This window comes from Bradyrhizobium sp. 35 (genome assembly GCF_023073215.1).
Lineage (GTDB): Bacteria > Pseudomonadota > Alphaproteobacteria > Rhizobiales > Xanthobacteraceae > Bradyrhizobium > Bradyrhizobium canariense_D.
This window is the reverse complement of record NZ_JADPJC010000017.1, coordinates 180,264-196,166: the sequence shown is the minus strand read 5'-3', so window position 1 is coordinate 196,166 and position 15,903 is coordinate 180,264. Positions and strand designations below refer to the sequence as shown.

Genomic DNA, 15,903 nt, shown 5'->3' with positions numbered 1-15,903 from the left:
TGCGCCTGCCGCTCAGGCGGCTGTTGTCGGGATCATGGCTGCTTAGCTCCACTTCCCGATGCACCCGGACTTGACGGAGGCCCTGGTGCCGGTCCGGTCTGGCCCTTCTGGTCGCCTTCGCTGCTCTTGCGCTTGGCGCGGAACTCGCCGTCCTTGTCTTGTCCGTCCTTCTGGCCGTCTTTTGCGCCGTCCTTCTTTTGACCATCCGGCCCGCGCGAGCGCTTGCGCGGCGCGAGATCGGCCGACGGGGTCTGATCGTCGCGCCCGATGACCACCTTGGAGCCGTCGGACAGATTGGCAAAGCCCGTCGTGACGACCTTGTCGGTCGCCGACAGGCCACTGGCGATGACGGCGTCATGCTCGTTCTGCTGCGTCACCGTCACCGGCTTGGCCGAGACGATGTTATCCTCGCCGATGACATAGCTGAAGGTGCCGATCGGTCCGCGCTGCACGGCCGAGGTCGGCACCACCAGTGCCTGGGTCAGGGTCTCGACCTTGAGGCGGACATTGACGAACTGGCCCGGCCAGAGCTGGTAATTGGCGTTGGGGAATTCGGCCTTGAGCCTGAGCGTGCCGGTGGTCTGGTCGACCTGGTTGTCGATGCCGGTGAGCTTTCCGGTGTCGATCACTGTGAGGCCATCATTGCCGAACACGTCGACCGCGAGCGCGCCCTTCGACGCGGCGGCATTGACCCGCATGATCTGCTGCTGGGGCAAGCTGAACCACACCGCGATCGGCTGCAATTGCGTGATCACCACGAGGCCGGTGGTGTCGGAGGCGTGGATGATGTTGCCTTGATCGACCTGGCGCAGGCCGGCGCGGCCCGAGATCGGCGCCACGATCTTGGTGTAGCTCAGCGTCGCCGCCGCATTGTCGATCGCGGCCTGATCGGCCTTGACCAGCGCCTCGGTCTGCGCGACCAGCGCGCGCTGGGTGTCGGCCTGCTGCTTGGATCCGGCGTTGGACGCGGCGAGCTGCTCGTAGCGCGTGAGGTCGATACGCTGGTTGGCGAGCTGGGCCTGGTCCTGCGCCTTCTTGGCGACCGCCTGATCGTACGTCGCCTGATAGAGCGCCGGGTCGATCTCGCCGACCACGTCGCCTTTCTTGACGTCCTGTCCCTCGGTGAAATTGACCGCGATCAGCTTGCCGTCGACCTGCGAGCGGACGGTCACGGTGTTGAGCGCGCGGATCGCACCGACGCCGTCGAGATAGACGGGAACGTCCTGGATGCGGGGCGTCGCCGCCAGCACCGGCACCGGCAGATCCGGCCGTTGATTGCGGCCGTTCGCCTGCTGCGGCTGCTGGTGCCAGGTGGTCCAGCCGTAGTAGCCGAGCCCGCCGAGGATCGCCAGCGTGATCAGGGTCATGACGAAGCCGCGCCCGCGCGACTTCTTCGCCGTTCCCTCCTTCACGCCTTGCTTGGTATCCGGCTTAAAGAGCATTGACCGGTTTCTCCATCCTCGGCTCCCAGCCGCCGCCGAGCGCCTGATACAGGCTGACGATAGCAAGAAGGCGGGCAAGTTGCGCCTGCGACAGCGCGTCTTCCGCCTGGAACAGGGTCAGTTGCGTATTGAGCACGGTGACGATGTCGGCCGTGCCCGCGCGCAACTGCTGCTCGGAGAGATCGAATGCGCGGCGGGAGGCGTTGAGGACGTCACGCTGCAATTGCAGCCTGATCGTGGTCTGCTTGATCGAAAACAGCGCGTTGTCGACATCGGCAAAGGACTGGATGATGGTCTTGCGGTAAGTCTGGAGCAATTCGTCCTGCCGCGCCTTGGCAAATTCGAAATTGCCGAGGATCTTGCCACCGTCGAAGATCGGCTGCGTCGCGCTGCCGACGAGCTGGAAGAACGCCGCATGCGGCTGGAACAGCGAGACCAGGGCCGAGCTTTGATAGCCGCCATTGCCGGTGAGCTGGATGGTCGGAAAGAACTGCGCGCGGGCATTGCCGACGTTCGCTGTCGCGGAGGCGAGCTGGGCCTCCTGCCTGCGGATGTCGGGCCGTTGCGTCAGGAGCTCCGACGGCAGTCCCGGCGTCACGCGCGGAATCGCGATCCGGTTCAGCGAGCCGCCGAGCACGCGCACGCTCTCCGGCGGCCGCGACACCAGGACTGCAAGCGCATTGACGTTCTGGTCGAGCGTCTGGCGCAGCGGCGGCACCAGTGCCTTCTGGTTTGCGAGCACGCTCTCCTGCTCGGCGACGTCGAGGTCGGTGCCGGTGCCGGCCTTGCGCCGTTCCCTGACGGCATCGAGGATGCGTTGCGCGCTCGCGATGTTGCGCTGTGAGGTCCTGATGCGATCCTGCGAGGCCAGCACCTGGAAATAGGCGTTAGCGACGCCTGCAAGCGTGGTCAGCGCAACGACGTCGCGATCGAAGCGGTTGGCATTTGCCGTCTCTTCCGCCGTTTGCAGGGCGTCGCGATTTTGGCCCCAGAAATCGAGCTGGTAGCTCGCGCTCAGCGAAGCCTGGTAGTTGACGACCTCACGGCCGCCATTGGTTAGCCCCGAGGCGGAGGAACCGGAGGTGCGCGAATAGGCCTCCTGCCCGGTGCCGGACAGGCTCGGCAGCAGCGCCGCACCCGCCTGCCGCGCCTGAGCGTCGGCCTCGACGATGCGCGAAACGGCGGCGGCGATGTCGAGGTTGACGGTGTGCGCCTCTTCCATCAGCTGTGTCAGCTCCGCGGAGCGGAAGCTGCGCCACCAATCCAGCGACGGCGGCGCATCGGCCTTCCCGGCATATTTGTATTGCGTGGGAACGTCGAGCGCGGGATCAGGAAGATCCTGCGTCAGCACGCAGGCGCCCGAACCGGCGGCGAGGCAAGCGACCGCAAGCCAGCGCGCCGCACGTCGCGTCCGGGACGTCGCGCCTGGTGACCGCCGCACGGCGATCGCCGGAACACGTTGTGTCACATCCACCCCCCGCCGGGCAGATCGAACCGCCGCCGCGCGGCCGGATTAGCCGATTCGCAGCGCGGTCGTCGGGGGGCTTTGGACAACTCGTTCACAAGTGATGCTTTCGGCGAAATTGTGCGCCTCATACTAGCCGGACGCGGAACCGCGGGACAGTCCCGCAGTTGCGATGTGCCCCCCAAAGCGCGACGATCTTAGAGCTGAGAAAATACAAAAGGGTGCTGTCCTGCAGGTGTTTCTTGAATTTCAGGGCCGTTCCTGAGTGCGTTCGAGCTTACCAAGATTTCATGTGATACTGCCGCCACACCGACGCCAACCCCCTCCAATCCGCCTGCACCGCTCGCGATGCGGCTTCAGTCCGGCCGCGAAACCGGGCCTGGCCACTTTCGCGAGGTTGTCCATTATCGGAAAACGAATAAGCGTTCGTCGTGCCGATATCTTGACCGCCTCCCGCGTACTATCCGCACTCTTCGACGGCGACGGCTGACATCCAATGGAGGGTGCGCTGGCGACGACCCTTATCTTCCATGTTTTGGCAGAAGCCGGCCACATCCTCCTACCGATATCCCGCGGCGTAGCACAGCAGCAGCGGCGATCTCTCCTTCCAAATTTTCACTGCTTACGGGGATTTTCGCGGGTTTCGCCGCAGCGCAAAAGCCTTCCCCTTTGGCATTTCAAGCACTAGGTTCTGGCCAACCTAATCAACCCCTTGCCAGTGATTTCCCCTGACATGACCATCAAAAACGACGTTGTCGAAGCCATCGGCAACACCCCGCTGATCAAGCTCAAGCGCGCTTCCGAACTGACCGGCTGCACCATCCTGGGCAAGGCCGAATTCATGAATCCCGGCCAGTCGGTGAAGGATCGCGCCGGCAAATGGATGATCCTCGAGGCCGAGAAGCGCGGCCAGCTCAAGCCCGGCGGTCTCGTCGTGGAATCGACCGCCGGCAATACCGGCATCGGTCTTGCGGTCGTGGCCAGCGCCCGCGGCTACCGCACGCTGATCGTGATCCCGGAGACGCAGAGCCAGGAGAAGAAGGATTTTCTGAAGCTGTGCGGCGCCGAGCTGCTGGAATCGCCGGCCCTGCCCTATTCCAATCCGAACAATTACCAGCATGTCGGCCGCCGTCTTGCCGACGAGCTGCGCAAGACGGAGCCGAACGGCGTGCTGTTCGCCGACCAGTGGAACAACCTCGACAATGCGAAGGCGCATTACGAGTCCACAGGTCCCGAGATCTGGGAGCAGACCGGCGGCAAGATCGACGGCTTCGTCTGCTCCGTCGGCAGCGGCGGCACGCTGGCCGGCACCAGCCGCTTCCTGAAAGAGAAGAGCAAGGACGTCAGGATCGCCTGCGCCGACCCGCACGGCGCCGGCATGTATGAATATTTCAGAACGGGCGATGCCAAGGCGACGCCGGGCGGCTCGATCACCGAGGGCATCGGCCTCAACCGGGCGACCGCAATCGTCGAGAGCGCAAAGGTCGATGACGCCTATCTCATTCCCGATGCGGAAGCAGTCACGGTGATCTACGAACTGCTCCAGCACGAAGGCCTGTGCCTCGGCGGCTCGACCGGCATCAACGTTGCCGGCGCGATGCGTCTCGCAAAACAGCTCGGGCCCGGCAAGACGATCGTCACCGTGCTTTGCGATTCCGGCAGCCGTTACCAGTCGAAGCTGTTCAATGCGGACTTCATGCGCGCCAAGAGCCTTCCTGTGCCTGAATGGCTGGAGAAGCGCAGCAACATCAAGCTGCCGTTCGTCTAGAACGTTCCGGAAGCCGGCCGTCTAGCTCCAGTTCGAGCGAGACGATCCCTGCGACACCCGCGCGAGGCGCTCGTTCGATAGCGAAGGCTTGTTCGCGCGTGTGCGCGGCGGGAGGGGAGCGCCGTAGGAGCCCTCGCTGTCGCCGCTCGGCCAGAACATGAGCGCGAGCATCAGCGCGAGGTTGACGAGCGCGCCGACCGCCGTTGCCTGGTGCTCCTCCCCGATCGCCCAGGCCGGAAACCGGCCCGCGACGACATGGTCGACGATCATGAGCGCGAACCAGGCAGGCACCACGCAGACCGGATCCCAGCCGATGTCGCGGATGCGCATCGATTGCAGCGTGAGGGTCGCAACTCCGAAGAACACGATCGCGGCGATCATCGCCCAGCTCTTGGTGAGGTCTTCGGGTCGGATCGCGCCGGGCGAGGTGTTGTTCAGCACGGCCATTGCGATTGCAAAGCAGATCGCCGTCATCACGATCGCAAGCGCGACCGTCGCGAGGAAGAAATGCAATCGCCCGAGCCGGGCGTTCAAGCCGAAGACGAAACCGAGCATTGGCGCACCCTTTTGGCGCCACATGCCCAGAGATAGCTTTCGGAGCCATGAACCGGCACGGTCGCGCAGCGCCGCATGGTTTCCGGAGGACTAAGGTGGCCGGCGCAATTCGAGGCTACGCCCCAACCGGCAGGGTCAGGCGCCCCCGCTGCCTTCGACAGCCGCGGCACAATAGTCGCGCCAGAACTGGCGATAGCCCGCTTCGACCTTGCGCGTGTAGATTTCGACATTGCCGGCGGGAGACGCTGCGATCCGGGCCGGCAAGTCGCTGCGCAACCTCGCCAGATACGCCGGCTGCGCCGCATATTTGCAGGCGATCGCGGCATAGCCCTCGTCGTCCTCGGCGACCCAGTCGTCGAGACCGACCGCAGCCACGATCGAACCACCGGCACGCGACGAGGCGCCGTTGCCAAGCTTGGCCACGACCGGAACGCCCGCATAGAGCGATTCCCAGGTGCTGACGCCGCCGTTTTGCGGGAATGTGTCGAGCGATATGTCGACGTTCGCAAACGCCCGCAGGTGCTCGGGGCGCGGCGACGAGCCCAGGCAGGTGACATTCTCCTCGGCAACGCCCTGTGCCACGAACCGCGCGACCAGATTGTCGCGCAACATGGGATCGTCAAGCAGAGTATGCTTGATGATGATCTTCGAACCCGTCACCTCGCGCATCACTTTCGACCACACCCCGATGGCCTCGTCTGAGATCTTGTAGATGCGGTTGAACACGCCGAAGGTGACATGGCCGTTGCGGAGCATGGGCGGCTCCGATGCAGGTAGATCCAAAATGGGATCGATCGTGATCAGGCACGGCAGGTCGTAGACCTTTTCAGCCAGCAGATGGCGCGCCGATTGCGGAATGAAGACCGGATCCGCGAGCACGTAGTCCATGGTCTGAAGGCCCGTGCCCGTGGCGTGACCAAACCCGGAGACTTGGATCGGGGCCGGCTTGCGGGCGAAGACATGGAGCCTGTTGCCGGTCGTGTGCCCGGATACGTCGATCAGGATATCGACCTTGTCGGCCTGGATGCGATCGGCCAACTCGTCATCCGACATCTGCCAGGCGTCGACCCAGACATCCGCCGAGGACCTAAATGCGGCGGTCATCTCATCTCTTACCGGCGAGCACGAATAGCAGACGATCTCAAACCTGGCGTGATCATGATGGCGCAGCACCGGCAACAGAGCGAACGCCGCCGAGTGATGCCAAAACTCGGCAGCAACATAGCCGACCACGATCCGCCTGTCGGGATCAAGCTGCCGGGGGGCAAGAGTCCTTCGCGGCAACTTCGAGCCGATCGCGTCCCACCACTGCTTTCGTGCGGCCTGCTGAACCGCGAAATCGGCCTCGGAGAGATAGTCGAGGAAGAAGATCTTCCGGCCGATCAAGGATGCATCCGGCACAATGGCCAGCGCCGCATCGAGAAGCTCGATCGCCGACGCGATCTCTCCCTGATTTGCAAAACAAGCGCTCAGCAGCGCCATCGCGATCGCTGAGCTTGGATATTCCTCCAGCAACATGGTGCAGGCTAAAATCGCTTGCGCCGTGTTTCCCATGGCGAGCGCGACTTGTGCCTTCCCCTGCAAGGCCACCTCGAGCTTGGGCGCAAGCGCAAGGGCCGCGTCGAAATCCGCCGCCGCCTGTTCCAACCTCGACGTCTCAAGATTGAGCCGTCCACGGTTCGCCAGGATTTTCGCCGAGCCTGGCCTGATCGCGAGCGCCGCCTCCAGCGCGCCTTTGGCCTCGTCGAAGTTTTTGAGCTCGATATTGACCAAACCTTTGCCGACGAGCGCCTCGACGTTTCGCGGCTGAAACAACAGTGCGCGCTCGAAGCTCTGTTTGGCGCGATCAAGCTGGCGCAGCGCGAGCTCTGCCAGGCCGCGATTGCAAAGCGCATCGGCATGATCGGGCTTCAGCCCGATCGCGCGATCGTACATTTCGATAGCCTGCTCGACACGGTTTAGATGCAACAAGGTATTTCCGAGATTGGCCAAGGCCATCGGTAAGCTGGGCTTCAACGCGATGGCTCTCTCCAGGGACGTACGCGCGTCCTCATATTCCCCAAGTGCGAAATGCGTGGCTCCCAAATCGGAAAAAGCCTGTGCCGAGCGTGGGTCGACCGTCACGGCATGTTTGAGGGCCTGTTTCGCTGCCTCGAAGTGTCGGCTCGCGAACGCGCCCAAGCCAAGCAGGTGCAAGGCGCCGAAATGCTCCGGAAGTTCATTCAGGATCTGGCGGCAGAGCGCCTCGGTCTCCGCATACCGGCCCTGGCCATAGGCCGCATTCGCGGTCGAAATGATCGCGTCCGCCTGCTTCTTCAATTTCTTCTGCAATCGCGCGTTCTGGAACGCGCGCGCGCCGGCGCCGCTGCTCTGCAAGGATTCTCTCCGGAGGATGTCCGAGACGATTCTAGCTGATTCGCGGCCAGAGCCGCCGGTTTAGGCGGCCCGGCAATCCCCCGGAAGATGCCGGTGCCCAACCCGGGCCTCGCCTACGCAACGTCAGCGTTATCCGCGGCGGCGGCACAATAGTCGCGCCAGAACTTTCGGTAACCCGCCTCGAGCTCCCGCGTGTAGGTCTCGACATTTCCGGCGGGCGAAGCCGCGATCCGGGCGGGCAAATCCGCGCGCAATTTCGCCAGATAATCGGGCTGCGACGCAAACCTGCGAGCGATCTCGACATAACCATCGTCATCCTCGGCCACCCAGTCGCCGAGGCCGACGGCAGTCACGATAGAGGCGCCGGCACGCGAGGAGGCCCCGATGCCGAGCTTGGCCACGACGGGAACGCCCTTGTAGAGAGATTCCCAGGTGCTGATGCCGCCATTTTGCGGGAACGTGTCGAGGGACATATCGACCTGGGCGAAAGCCACCAGATGGTCGTCGCGCGAGGTGGTGCCGAGGCAGGTGATGTTCTCCTCGGTAACGCCCTGCGCCAGGAAGCGCGCGACCAGGCTAGCGCGCAGCAGGGGATCATCGAGCAGACCATGCTTGAGGACGATCTTCGATCCCGGCAGCTCCCGCATGATGCGCGACCACACACGGATCGCATCATCCGATATTTTGTAGATGCGGTTGAACACGCCGAAGGTGACGTAGCCGTTGCGGAGCATCGGCAGCTCCGAAGGCGCCAGATCCGAGACAGGCTCCATGGTGATCAGACACGGCAGATCGTAGATTTTCTCGGCAAACAGATTCCGAACCGACGGCGGAATGAAAATGGGATCCGCGAGCACGTAGTCCATAATCGGCATGCCTGTGCCCGTCGCGTGTCCGAAGCCAGTGGCCTGGATCGGGGCCGGCTTACGCGCAAAACACTGCAGCCTGTTACCGGTCGTGTGGCCCGAAACGTCGATCAGGATGTCGACATTGTCGGCTTGGATACGATCGGCGAGTTCGTCGTCCGAAAGCCCCCAGGCATCGACCCAGACGTCGGCCAATGATTTGAACATGGCGGTGTACTCGTCCGCGCCCGGCCATGAGTAGTAGCAGATGATTTCAAATTTAGTGTGATCATGATGGCGCAGCACTGGCAGCAGCGTGAGCCCCGCGGAGTGCTGCCGGAATTCGGCAGCGACATAGCCGACCACGATCCGCTTTTCCGGGTCCAGCGGCCGCTTCGGCAACTCCCTTCGCGGCTGCTTGGAGCCGATCTAGTCCCACCAGGATTTTCGCACCGCCTGCTGGACCACGAAATCGGCCTCGGCGCGGTAGTCCTCCAGGAAGATCTTTCCTCTGATCGCATCCCCATAGTCCGGCCGGACTGCCAGCGCGCGATCGAGATACTCGATCGCTGCGTCCATGTCCCCCTGGTTCGAATAAGAGAAGCCCATCAGCGCCAGCCCCACCTCGGAGCGCGGATTTTGCTCGATCAGGGCCGTTGCGGCTGCCATCGCCTGCGCGGTCTTTCCCATGACGAGGCAGGCCTGGGCCTTGCCGCGTAGCGCCAGCTCGAGCTTGGGCGAGATCGCAAGCGCCGCCTCGAAATCCGCAAGCGCGGGCTCCAGGCGCTGCAACTCGTAACTGAGCCGCCCGCGTTGGGCCACGATCCTCGGCGAGCCGGGCTTGATCGCCAGCGCCATGGCAAATTTGGCGGCCGCCTCGTCGTGGTGCCGCAGCTCCATGCTGACCATGCCGCTGCCGACGATAGCCTCGGCGTGACGGGGCTGAAACAGCAGGGCGCGGTCGAAGCTTTCCTTGGCGCGCATGATCTGTCCAAGCACAATCTCGACCATACCGCGATTGCAGAACGCGTCGGCATAATCCGGCTTGATCTTGATGGCGCGCTCATGCAGCTCGAGCGCCTGTTCGTACTGCCCCAGATGCATCAGCGTGTTGCCGAGGTTGGTCAGCGCGACCGCAAAATTCGGCTTTAGCGCGATGGCCCTCTCCTGGCACCGCCGCGCCTCTTCGTAATTGCCGAGATCGAAATGCACGGTCGCGAGGTTGTTATGGGCATCGTGCAGGCGCGGATCGAGCACAATCACGCGCTTGAGCAGCTGTTGCGCCTCCTCCAGGCGCCGGCCGTCATGCGCGCACATGCCGAGCAGGTGCAGAGCGTCGACATGATCGGGCAGCGCTTTAAGGATCTCCCGGCAGAGTGCGTCAGTCTCAGCATATCGGCCCTGGCCATAGGCGGTAGCCGCGGCGGAGAGGACGGCGTCCGCCTGCTTCATCAATTTCTTCTGCAATCGCGCGTTCTGGAATGCGCGCGCGCCGCCGCTGCTCTGCAAGGTGTCTCTCCGGAAGATGGCCCGGGGCAGAGTCTAACTGATTCGCAAGCCCGACCTGCCGGTCAGCTGGCACGGTGACACCCCCGGGATTTCCCGGGGCTCAGCGGCCCGGCGCTGCCGGTCCCCTACGCAACCTCGCTGCCTTCGACAGCCGCGGCACAATAGTCGCGCCAGAACTGGCGATAGCCCGCCTCGAGCTCCCGCGTGTAGATTTGGACATTGCCGGCGGGAGACGCTGCGATCCGGGCCGGCAGGTCGCTGCGCAACCTCGCCAGATACGCCGGCTGCGCCGCATATTTGCAGGCGATCGCGGCATAGCCCTCGTCGTCCTCGGCGACCCAGTCGTCGAGACCGACCGCAGCCACGATCGACCCACCGGCACGCGACGAGGCGCCGTTGCCAAGCTTGGCCACGACCGGAACGCCGGCATAGAGCGATTCCCAGGTGCTGACGCCGCCATTTTGCGGGAACGTGTCGAGCGATATGTCGACGTTCGCAAACGCCCGCAGGTGCTCGGGGCGCGGCGACGAGCCCAGGCAGGTGACATTCTCCTCGGCAACGCCCCGTGCCACGAACCGCGCGACCAGATTGTCGCGCAACATGGGATCGTCAAGCAGAGTATGCTTGATGATGATCTTCGAACCCGTCACCTCGCGCATCACTTTCGACCACACGCGGACGGCCTCGTCCGAGATCTTGTAGATGCGGTTGAACACGCCGAAGGTGACATGGCCGCTGCGGAGCATGGGCGGCTCCGATGCAGGTAGATCCAAAATGGGATCGATCGTGATCAGGCACGGCAGGTCGTAGACCTTTTCAGCCAGCAGATGGCGCGCCGATTGCGGAATGAAGACGGGATCCGCGAGCACGTAGTCCATGGTCTGAAGGCCCGTGCCCGTGGCGTGACCAAACCCGGAGACTTGGATCGGGGCCGGCTTGCGGGCGAAGACATGGAGCCTGTTGCCGGTCGTGTGCCCGGACACGTCGATCAGGATATCGACCTTGTCGGCCTGGATGCGATCGGCCAACTCGTCATCCGACATCTGCCAGGCGTCGACCCAGACATCCGCCGAGGACCTGAATGCGGCGGTCATCTCATCTCTTACCGGCGAGCACGAATAGCAGACGATCTCGAACCCGGCGTGATCATGACGGCGCAGCACCGGCAACAGAGCGAACGCTGCCGAGTGGTTCCTGAATTCGGAAGCGACATATCCGATCAAAATCCGCTTGTCCGGATCAAGCGTGCGGGGCGCCAACGCCCTTTGCGCCAATTTGGCGCCGATCGCGTCCCACCATTGCTTTCGCGCAGCCTGCTGAACCGAAAAATCGGCCTCCGGGAGATAGTCCAGGAAGAATATCTTGCGCCCGATCAAGTCCGCATAATCAGGCGTCATTGCCAGCCCGGCGTCGAGATGTTCGAGCGCCGTCGCGATGTCTCCCTGGCTCGCATAGCAGGAAGCCAGGAGCGCAATTCCGATGTCGGACCGCGGATTTTCCTCCAGCAAGGTCTCGACGGCCGCAATCGCCTCGGCCGTGTTGCCCTTGACAAGGTTGACTTGCGCCTTTCCCTGCAAGGCCACTTCGAGCCTCGGCGAAAGCGCCAGCGCCGCATCAAAGTCCGCGAGCGCCTGCTCCAGCCGCAACAGATCGAGATTGAGCCGTCCGCGCTGCGCCAGAATCTTCGGCGAATCCGGCTTGATCGCGAGCCCTGCCGCGATCGCCGCGGCCGCCTCTTCGTAGTGCCGGAGCTCGATGCATACCATGCCCCTGCCTGCGATCGCTTCCGCGTGACGCGGTTGAAACGCGAGGGCGCGATCGAAACTCTCCTTGGCGCGCTGGGACTGGCCTTCGATCAGCTCCGCCATGCCCCGATTGCAAAATGCATCGGCATAGTCCGGCTTCAGCCTGATAGCGCGATCGTGCAGCTCGATAGCCTGCTCGGCGAGGCCCATGTGCAGCAGCGTATTGCCGAGATTGGTCAAGGCGATCGGAGAATTCGGCTTCAGCGCAACGGCCTTCTCCTGGCATGCGCGAGCCTCCTGAAACTTCTGGAGGGTGAAATACACCGCCCCGAGATTACCATGGGCATCGGGCGAACGCGGATCGAGCACGGTCGCGCGCTCGAGCAGTTGTTGCGCCTCATCGAGCCGCCCGCCATCATACGCGCGCAGACCGAGCAAGTGCGCGGCGTCGAAATGATCCGGAACCTCCGTCAAAATCCGGCGGCAGAGTGTCTCGACCTCCGCGTATCTGCCCTGGCCGAGTGCCTGAACCGCGGCGGACATGAGTGCGTCCGCCTGCTTCTTCAATTTCTTTTGCAATCGCGCGTTCTGGAATGCGCGCGCGCCGGCGCTGCTCTGCAAAGTCTCTCTCCGGAGGATGGCCCGAAAAGAGCTTGGCCGATTCGCATGGTGCCAAGCTGGCGGGCCGGTTAGACCCGCGACGCCACCGGATTGCAGGTGCTCAGCGCAGGATCTGGCTCAGGAACAGTTTTGTTCGGGCGTGCTGTGGGGCCGCGAAGAACTCGTTGGGCGTGTTGGCTTCGATGATCTGGCCCGCGTCCATGAACACCACGCGGTTGGCGACCTCGCGGGCAAAGCCCATCTCGTGGGTGACCACCAGCATGGTCATGCCCTCCTCGGCAAGGTCGACCATGGTGTCCAGCACCTCCTTGACCATTTCGGGGTCGAGCGCCGAGGTCGGCTCGTCGAACAGCATCACCTTCGGGTTCATCGTCAGCGCGCGGGCGATCGCGACGCGCTGCTGCTGACCGCCGGACATCTGTCCCGGAAACTTGTTGGCCTGGTGCGGGATCTTGACCCGCTCCAGAAACTTCATCGCCGCAGCCTCGGCGTCCTTCTTGGGGATGTTGCGCACCCAGATCGGCGCCAGCGTGCAATTGTCCAGCACGGACAGGTGCGGAAACAGGTTGAAGCTCTGGAACACCATGCCGACTTCGCGCCGCACCGCATCGACGTGCTTGAGGTTCGGCCCGAGCTCGATGCCGTCAACGACGATCTCGCCTTCCTGAAACTCCTCGAGCGCGTTGATACAGCGGATCAGCGTCGACTTGCCCGAGCCGGAGGGGCCGCAGATCACGATGCGCTCGCCCTTCTCGACCGTAAGGTCGATGTCGCGCAGCACGTGAAACTCGCCGTACCATTTGTTCAGGCCGGAAATCTTGACGATGGGGTCGGACATGGTGACCTCGATCAGTTGCGGCGGTGAGCGTTGAGGCGGTGCTCGACGAAGAGCGAGTAGCGTGACATTCCAAAGCAGAAGATGAAGTAGATGATCCCGGCGAAGGCGAACCCGGTGAAAGCGGTCGATGGCGACGACCATTTCGGATCCGAGAACGACGCCCGAAGCGAGCCGAGGAGATCGAACAGCGCCACGATCGAGACCAGCGAAGTGTCCTTGAACAGCGAGATGAAGCTGTTGACGAGGTTCGGAATGACGTGGCGCAGCGCCTGCGGCAGCACGATCAGCGAGGTCGTCTTCCACCAGGACAGCCCCAATGCCGCGGCCGCCTCGCCCTGCCCGCGCGGGATCGCAGCCAGCCCGCCGCGGACGTTCTCCGCCTGATAGGCGCCCGTGAACAGAGAGATTCCAATCAGCGCACGCACGAGACCATCGACCGTGAAATTGCCCGGCAGAAACAGCGGCAGCATGTAGGTGGCAAAGAACAGCACGGTGATCAGCGGCACGCCGCGCCAGAACTCGATGAAGGCGATCGAGAAGATCCGGATCAACGGAATGGTCGAGCGGCGGCCAAGCGCCAGCGCAATGCCGATCGGCAGCGAGGTGACGATGCCGGTGACGGAGACCACCAGCGTCACCAGAAGTCCGCCCCACAGGTTCGTCTGCACGATCGGCAGTCCGCCGTGATCGAGCCCCATCAGCTTGATCACGATTGCGATGGCGGCGAAGGTGACGATGCTGGATGTGAGGGCCCGCCCCCCGGTGCGGAGGCCGCCGCCGAGAACGAAGGCGATCAGTGAGACGATCGCGGCAGTGATGGCGAAATCGGCCCAGACCGACTGGCCTGTCCCCTGCAACTGGTCACGCAGCCAGGTCAGCGGAAAGATCAGCCAGTAGATCGCGGTACCCACGAGCACGATGACATTGCCGACGACCCACAACAGCGGTGCGGCAGAGGAGGTCTTGCCGAGACCGAGCAGAGCCTGCCCGGCGCCGATGATGCTGTCGTCGAACAATTGCAGCAGGTCAGCGGTCCAGCTCAGGCCAAATCCCTTGATGCCGCCGCCATGCAGCAGAAAGAATGCGACCACCGGAAACGCAAGGAAGAACAGGCCAGCGTTCAATCCTTTCGACGGCAGTCGCGGAATGAGCAACGGCACCAACAGGACTACTGACAACACGAGCGTGAGGTTGACCCGCCAGCGTTCGGCTTCGGGGTAGAAGCCGTAGATCAGTTGCGGCAGCTTGGCCTGGATGTAGGGCCAGCAGGCGCCGACCGTAAAGCCGGCGTTCTCGGCGAGGCAGGCCGTGCGATCCTTGCCGGTCCAGACTGCATCGACCATCAGGAATTTGACGGAAGGAATGATGGTGAACCAGAGCAGCAAGGCGCCGACGATCGTGAGCAGGATGTTGGTCGGCGAGTTGAACAGGCGCGTCCGCACCAGGCCGACGAAGCCCGTGGTCTTCACCGGCGCGGGACGCTCATCCAGAAGATCCCGGCGAACGAAACTGGACGAGGTGATATCGCTCATGCGCCGAGACTCCGGCTGACGCGCCAACCGTAGACGCTCATGACGGCGCTGGTGATCAGCGAGATCAGGAGATACACGCCCATCGTCATGGCGATGATCTCGATGGCCTGCCCGGTCTGGCTCAGCGACGTGCCGGCGAACACGGAGACGAGGTCGGGATAGCCGATCGCGACGGCCAGCGACGAATTCTTGGTGAGATTGAGGTACTGGTTGGTCAGCGGCGGAACGATGACGCGCATCGCCTGCGGCACGACGACCAGGCGGAGCGTGGTGCCGCGGCTCAGGCCCAGCGACGATCCCGCCTCCATCTGTCCGCTGTGGACGGAGAGGATGCCCGCGCGCACGATCTCGGCAATGAAGGCGGCCGTATAGGTCGACAAGGCCAACGTGAGCGCCACGAACTCCGGGATGATCCGCGAGCCACCGGCGAAATTGAAACCCTTGAGCTGCGGCAGCTCGAAGCTGAAGGGCAGACCCGCTACCAGCATGGTGACGAGCGGCAGTCCGAACAGCAGGCCCAGCACATAGGGCCAGATCCGGATCACCTGACCCCGCTGGAACAGCGCCCGGCGCGCACGGATGCGCAACGCCACCGAAGCCACAATGCCGAGCGCCAGCACCACAAGAAAGGCCTCGAAGCCGCTCTCGCCGATCGGGCGGGGAATGACGAGACCGCGATTGCTGACGAAAGCTATGCCGAGCAGCGAAATGCTCTGTCGTGGATTGGGCAAGGCCGCGAGCACCGCCAGGTACCAGAACAGGATCTGGAATAGCAGCGGCAAGTTGCGGATGATCTCGACATAGATTTCGCCAATGCGCGCGAGCAGCCAGTTGGGCGACAGCCGGCACAGCGCGACGATGAAGCCGATCAAGGTGGCGAACACAATGCCCACCACCGAGACCACGAGCGTGTTGAGGAGCCCGACCAGGAATACGCGCAGGAACGTGTCCGAGCCGGTATACGAGATCAGCGTCTGATTGACGTCGAAACCGGCGTTGTTCGCGAGGAAGCCGAAGCCGGCGGCAATATGCTGGTTCTCGAGGTTGGCGCGGGCGTTGGAGACGATTTCATAGGCAATCCAGCCCAGGATCGCAGCGAAGGCAAACTGGACGGCGATGCCGTTCCAGCCTGTCTTGCCCCCCAGCACCCGCCTGATCTTCAGCGCGATCTGGGGCGGGGGTTTGCGAGCCTCGATGCTCATCGCCG

Annotated in this window: 9 protein-coding genes and 1 pseudogene; 1 reads left to right on the top strand and 9 read right to left on the bottom strand. The window is 63.5% G+C overall.

What is annotated here, in order from left to right; translation table 11 throughout:
- Positions 1-32 precede the first annotated feature (32 nt).
- Positions 33-1,442: an efflux RND transporter periplasmic adaptor subunit gene (locus IVB36_RS03300; protein WP_247338011.1), complete on the bottom strand. Its 1,410-nt coding sequence runs from the start codon at positions 1,440-1,442 to the stop codon at positions 33-35.
- Positions 1,432-2,916 (bottom strand): efflux transporter outer membrane subunit, encoded by a 1,485-nt coding sequence (locus tag IVB36_RS03295; protein ID WP_247390598.1) that lies wholly within the window; start codon positions 2,914-2,916, stop codon positions 1,432-1,434. Before IVB36_RS03295 ends, IVB36_RS03300 begins: the two co-directional genes overlap by 11 nt.
- 724 nt (positions 2,917-3,640) lie before the next feature.
- Between IVB36_RS03295 and IVB36_RS03290 the strand changes: the two genes are divergently transcribed.
- Positions 3,641-4,675: a cysteine synthase A gene (locus IVB36_RS03290; RefSeq protein ID WP_204511168.1), complete on the top strand. Its 1,035-nt coding sequence runs from the start codon at positions 3,641-3,643 to the stop codon at positions 4,673-4,675.
- A gap of 21 nt (positions 4,676-4,696) precedes the next feature.
- On the opposite strand, the gene IVB36_RS03285 is transcribed toward IVB36_RS03290, so the two are convergent.
- From IVB36_RS03285 to IVB36_RS03255, 7 genes and pseudogenes are all read right to left on the bottom strand, one after another.
- Entirely contained in the window at positions 4,697-5,230 is a 534-nt protein-coding gene (locus IVB36_RS03285; RefSeq protein ID WP_018457795.1) for a DUF805 domain-containing protein, read from the bottom strand.
- Positions 5,231-5,365: 135 nt separating this feature from the next.
- Positions 5,366-7,606 carry a glycosyltransferase family 41 protein gene (locus IVB36_RS03280; protein ID WP_247390596.1) on the bottom strand — a complete coding sequence of 747 codons (2,241 nt, stop codon included), beginning with the start codon at positions 7,604-7,606 and terminating at the stop codon, positions 5,366-5,368.
- Between the two features lie 113 nt (positions 7,607-7,719).
- Positions 7,720-9,960 (bottom strand): annotated as a pseudogene (locus IVB36_RS03275) (tetratricopeptide repeat protein).
- Between the two features lie 125 nt (positions 9,961-10,085).
- Entirely contained in the window at positions 10,086-12,326 is a 2,241-nt protein-coding gene (locus tag IVB36_RS03270; protein ID WP_247390594.1) for a tetratricopeptide repeat protein, read from the bottom strand.
- A gap of 100 nt (positions 12,327-12,426) precedes the next feature.
- Positions 12,427-13,164, bottom strand: coding sequence for an amino acid ABC transporter ATP-binding protein (locus tag IVB36_RS03265; protein ID WP_018457791.1), 738 nt, complete (start codon positions 13,162-13,164; stop codon positions 12,427-12,429).
- Between the two features lie 11 nt (positions 13,165-13,175).
- A complete protein-coding gene (locus IVB36_RS03260; protein ID WP_018457790.1) occupies positions 13,176-14,696 on the bottom strand; it encodes an amino acid ABC transporter permease in 1,521 nt (506 codons plus the stop codon).
- The gene (locus IVB36_RS03255; protein ID WP_085385247.1) at positions 14,693-15,898 is read right to left on the bottom strand and encodes an ABC transporter permease subunit; all 1,206 of its coding nucleotides are present in this window, start codon (positions 15,896-15,898) and stop codon (positions 14,693-14,695) included. Before IVB36_RS03255 ends, IVB36_RS03260 begins: the two co-directional genes overlap by 4 nt.
- Positions 15,899-15,903 lie beyond the last annotated feature (5 nt).

Excerpts from the sequence above, each read along its gene's own strand:
- IVB36_RS03300 (WP_247338011.1), bottom strand. The coding sequence starts at position 1,442 with ATGCTCTTTAAGCCGGATACCAAGCAAGGCGTGAAGGAGGGAACGGCG.
- IVB36_RS03290 (WP_204511168.1), top strand. The coding sequence starts at position 3,641 with ATGACCATCAAAAACGACGTTGTCGAAGCCATCGGCAACACCCCGCTG.
- IVB36_RS03285 (WP_018457795.1), bottom strand. The coding sequence starts at position 5,230 with ATGCTCGGTTTCGTCTTCGGCTTGAACGCCCGGCTCGGGCGATTGCAT.
- IVB36_RS03265 (WP_018457791.1), bottom strand. The coding sequence starts at position 13,164 with ATGTCCGACCCCATCGTCAAGATTTCCGGCCTGAACAAATGGTACGGC.
- IVB36_RS03260 (WP_018457790.1), bottom strand. The coding sequence starts at position 14,696 with ATGAGCGATATCACCTCGTCCAGTTTCGTTCGCCGGGATCTTCTGGAT.
- IVB36_RS03255 (WP_085385247.1), bottom strand. The coding sequence starts at position 15,898 with ATGAGCATCGAGGCTCGCAAACCCCCGCCCCAGATCGCGCTGAAGATC.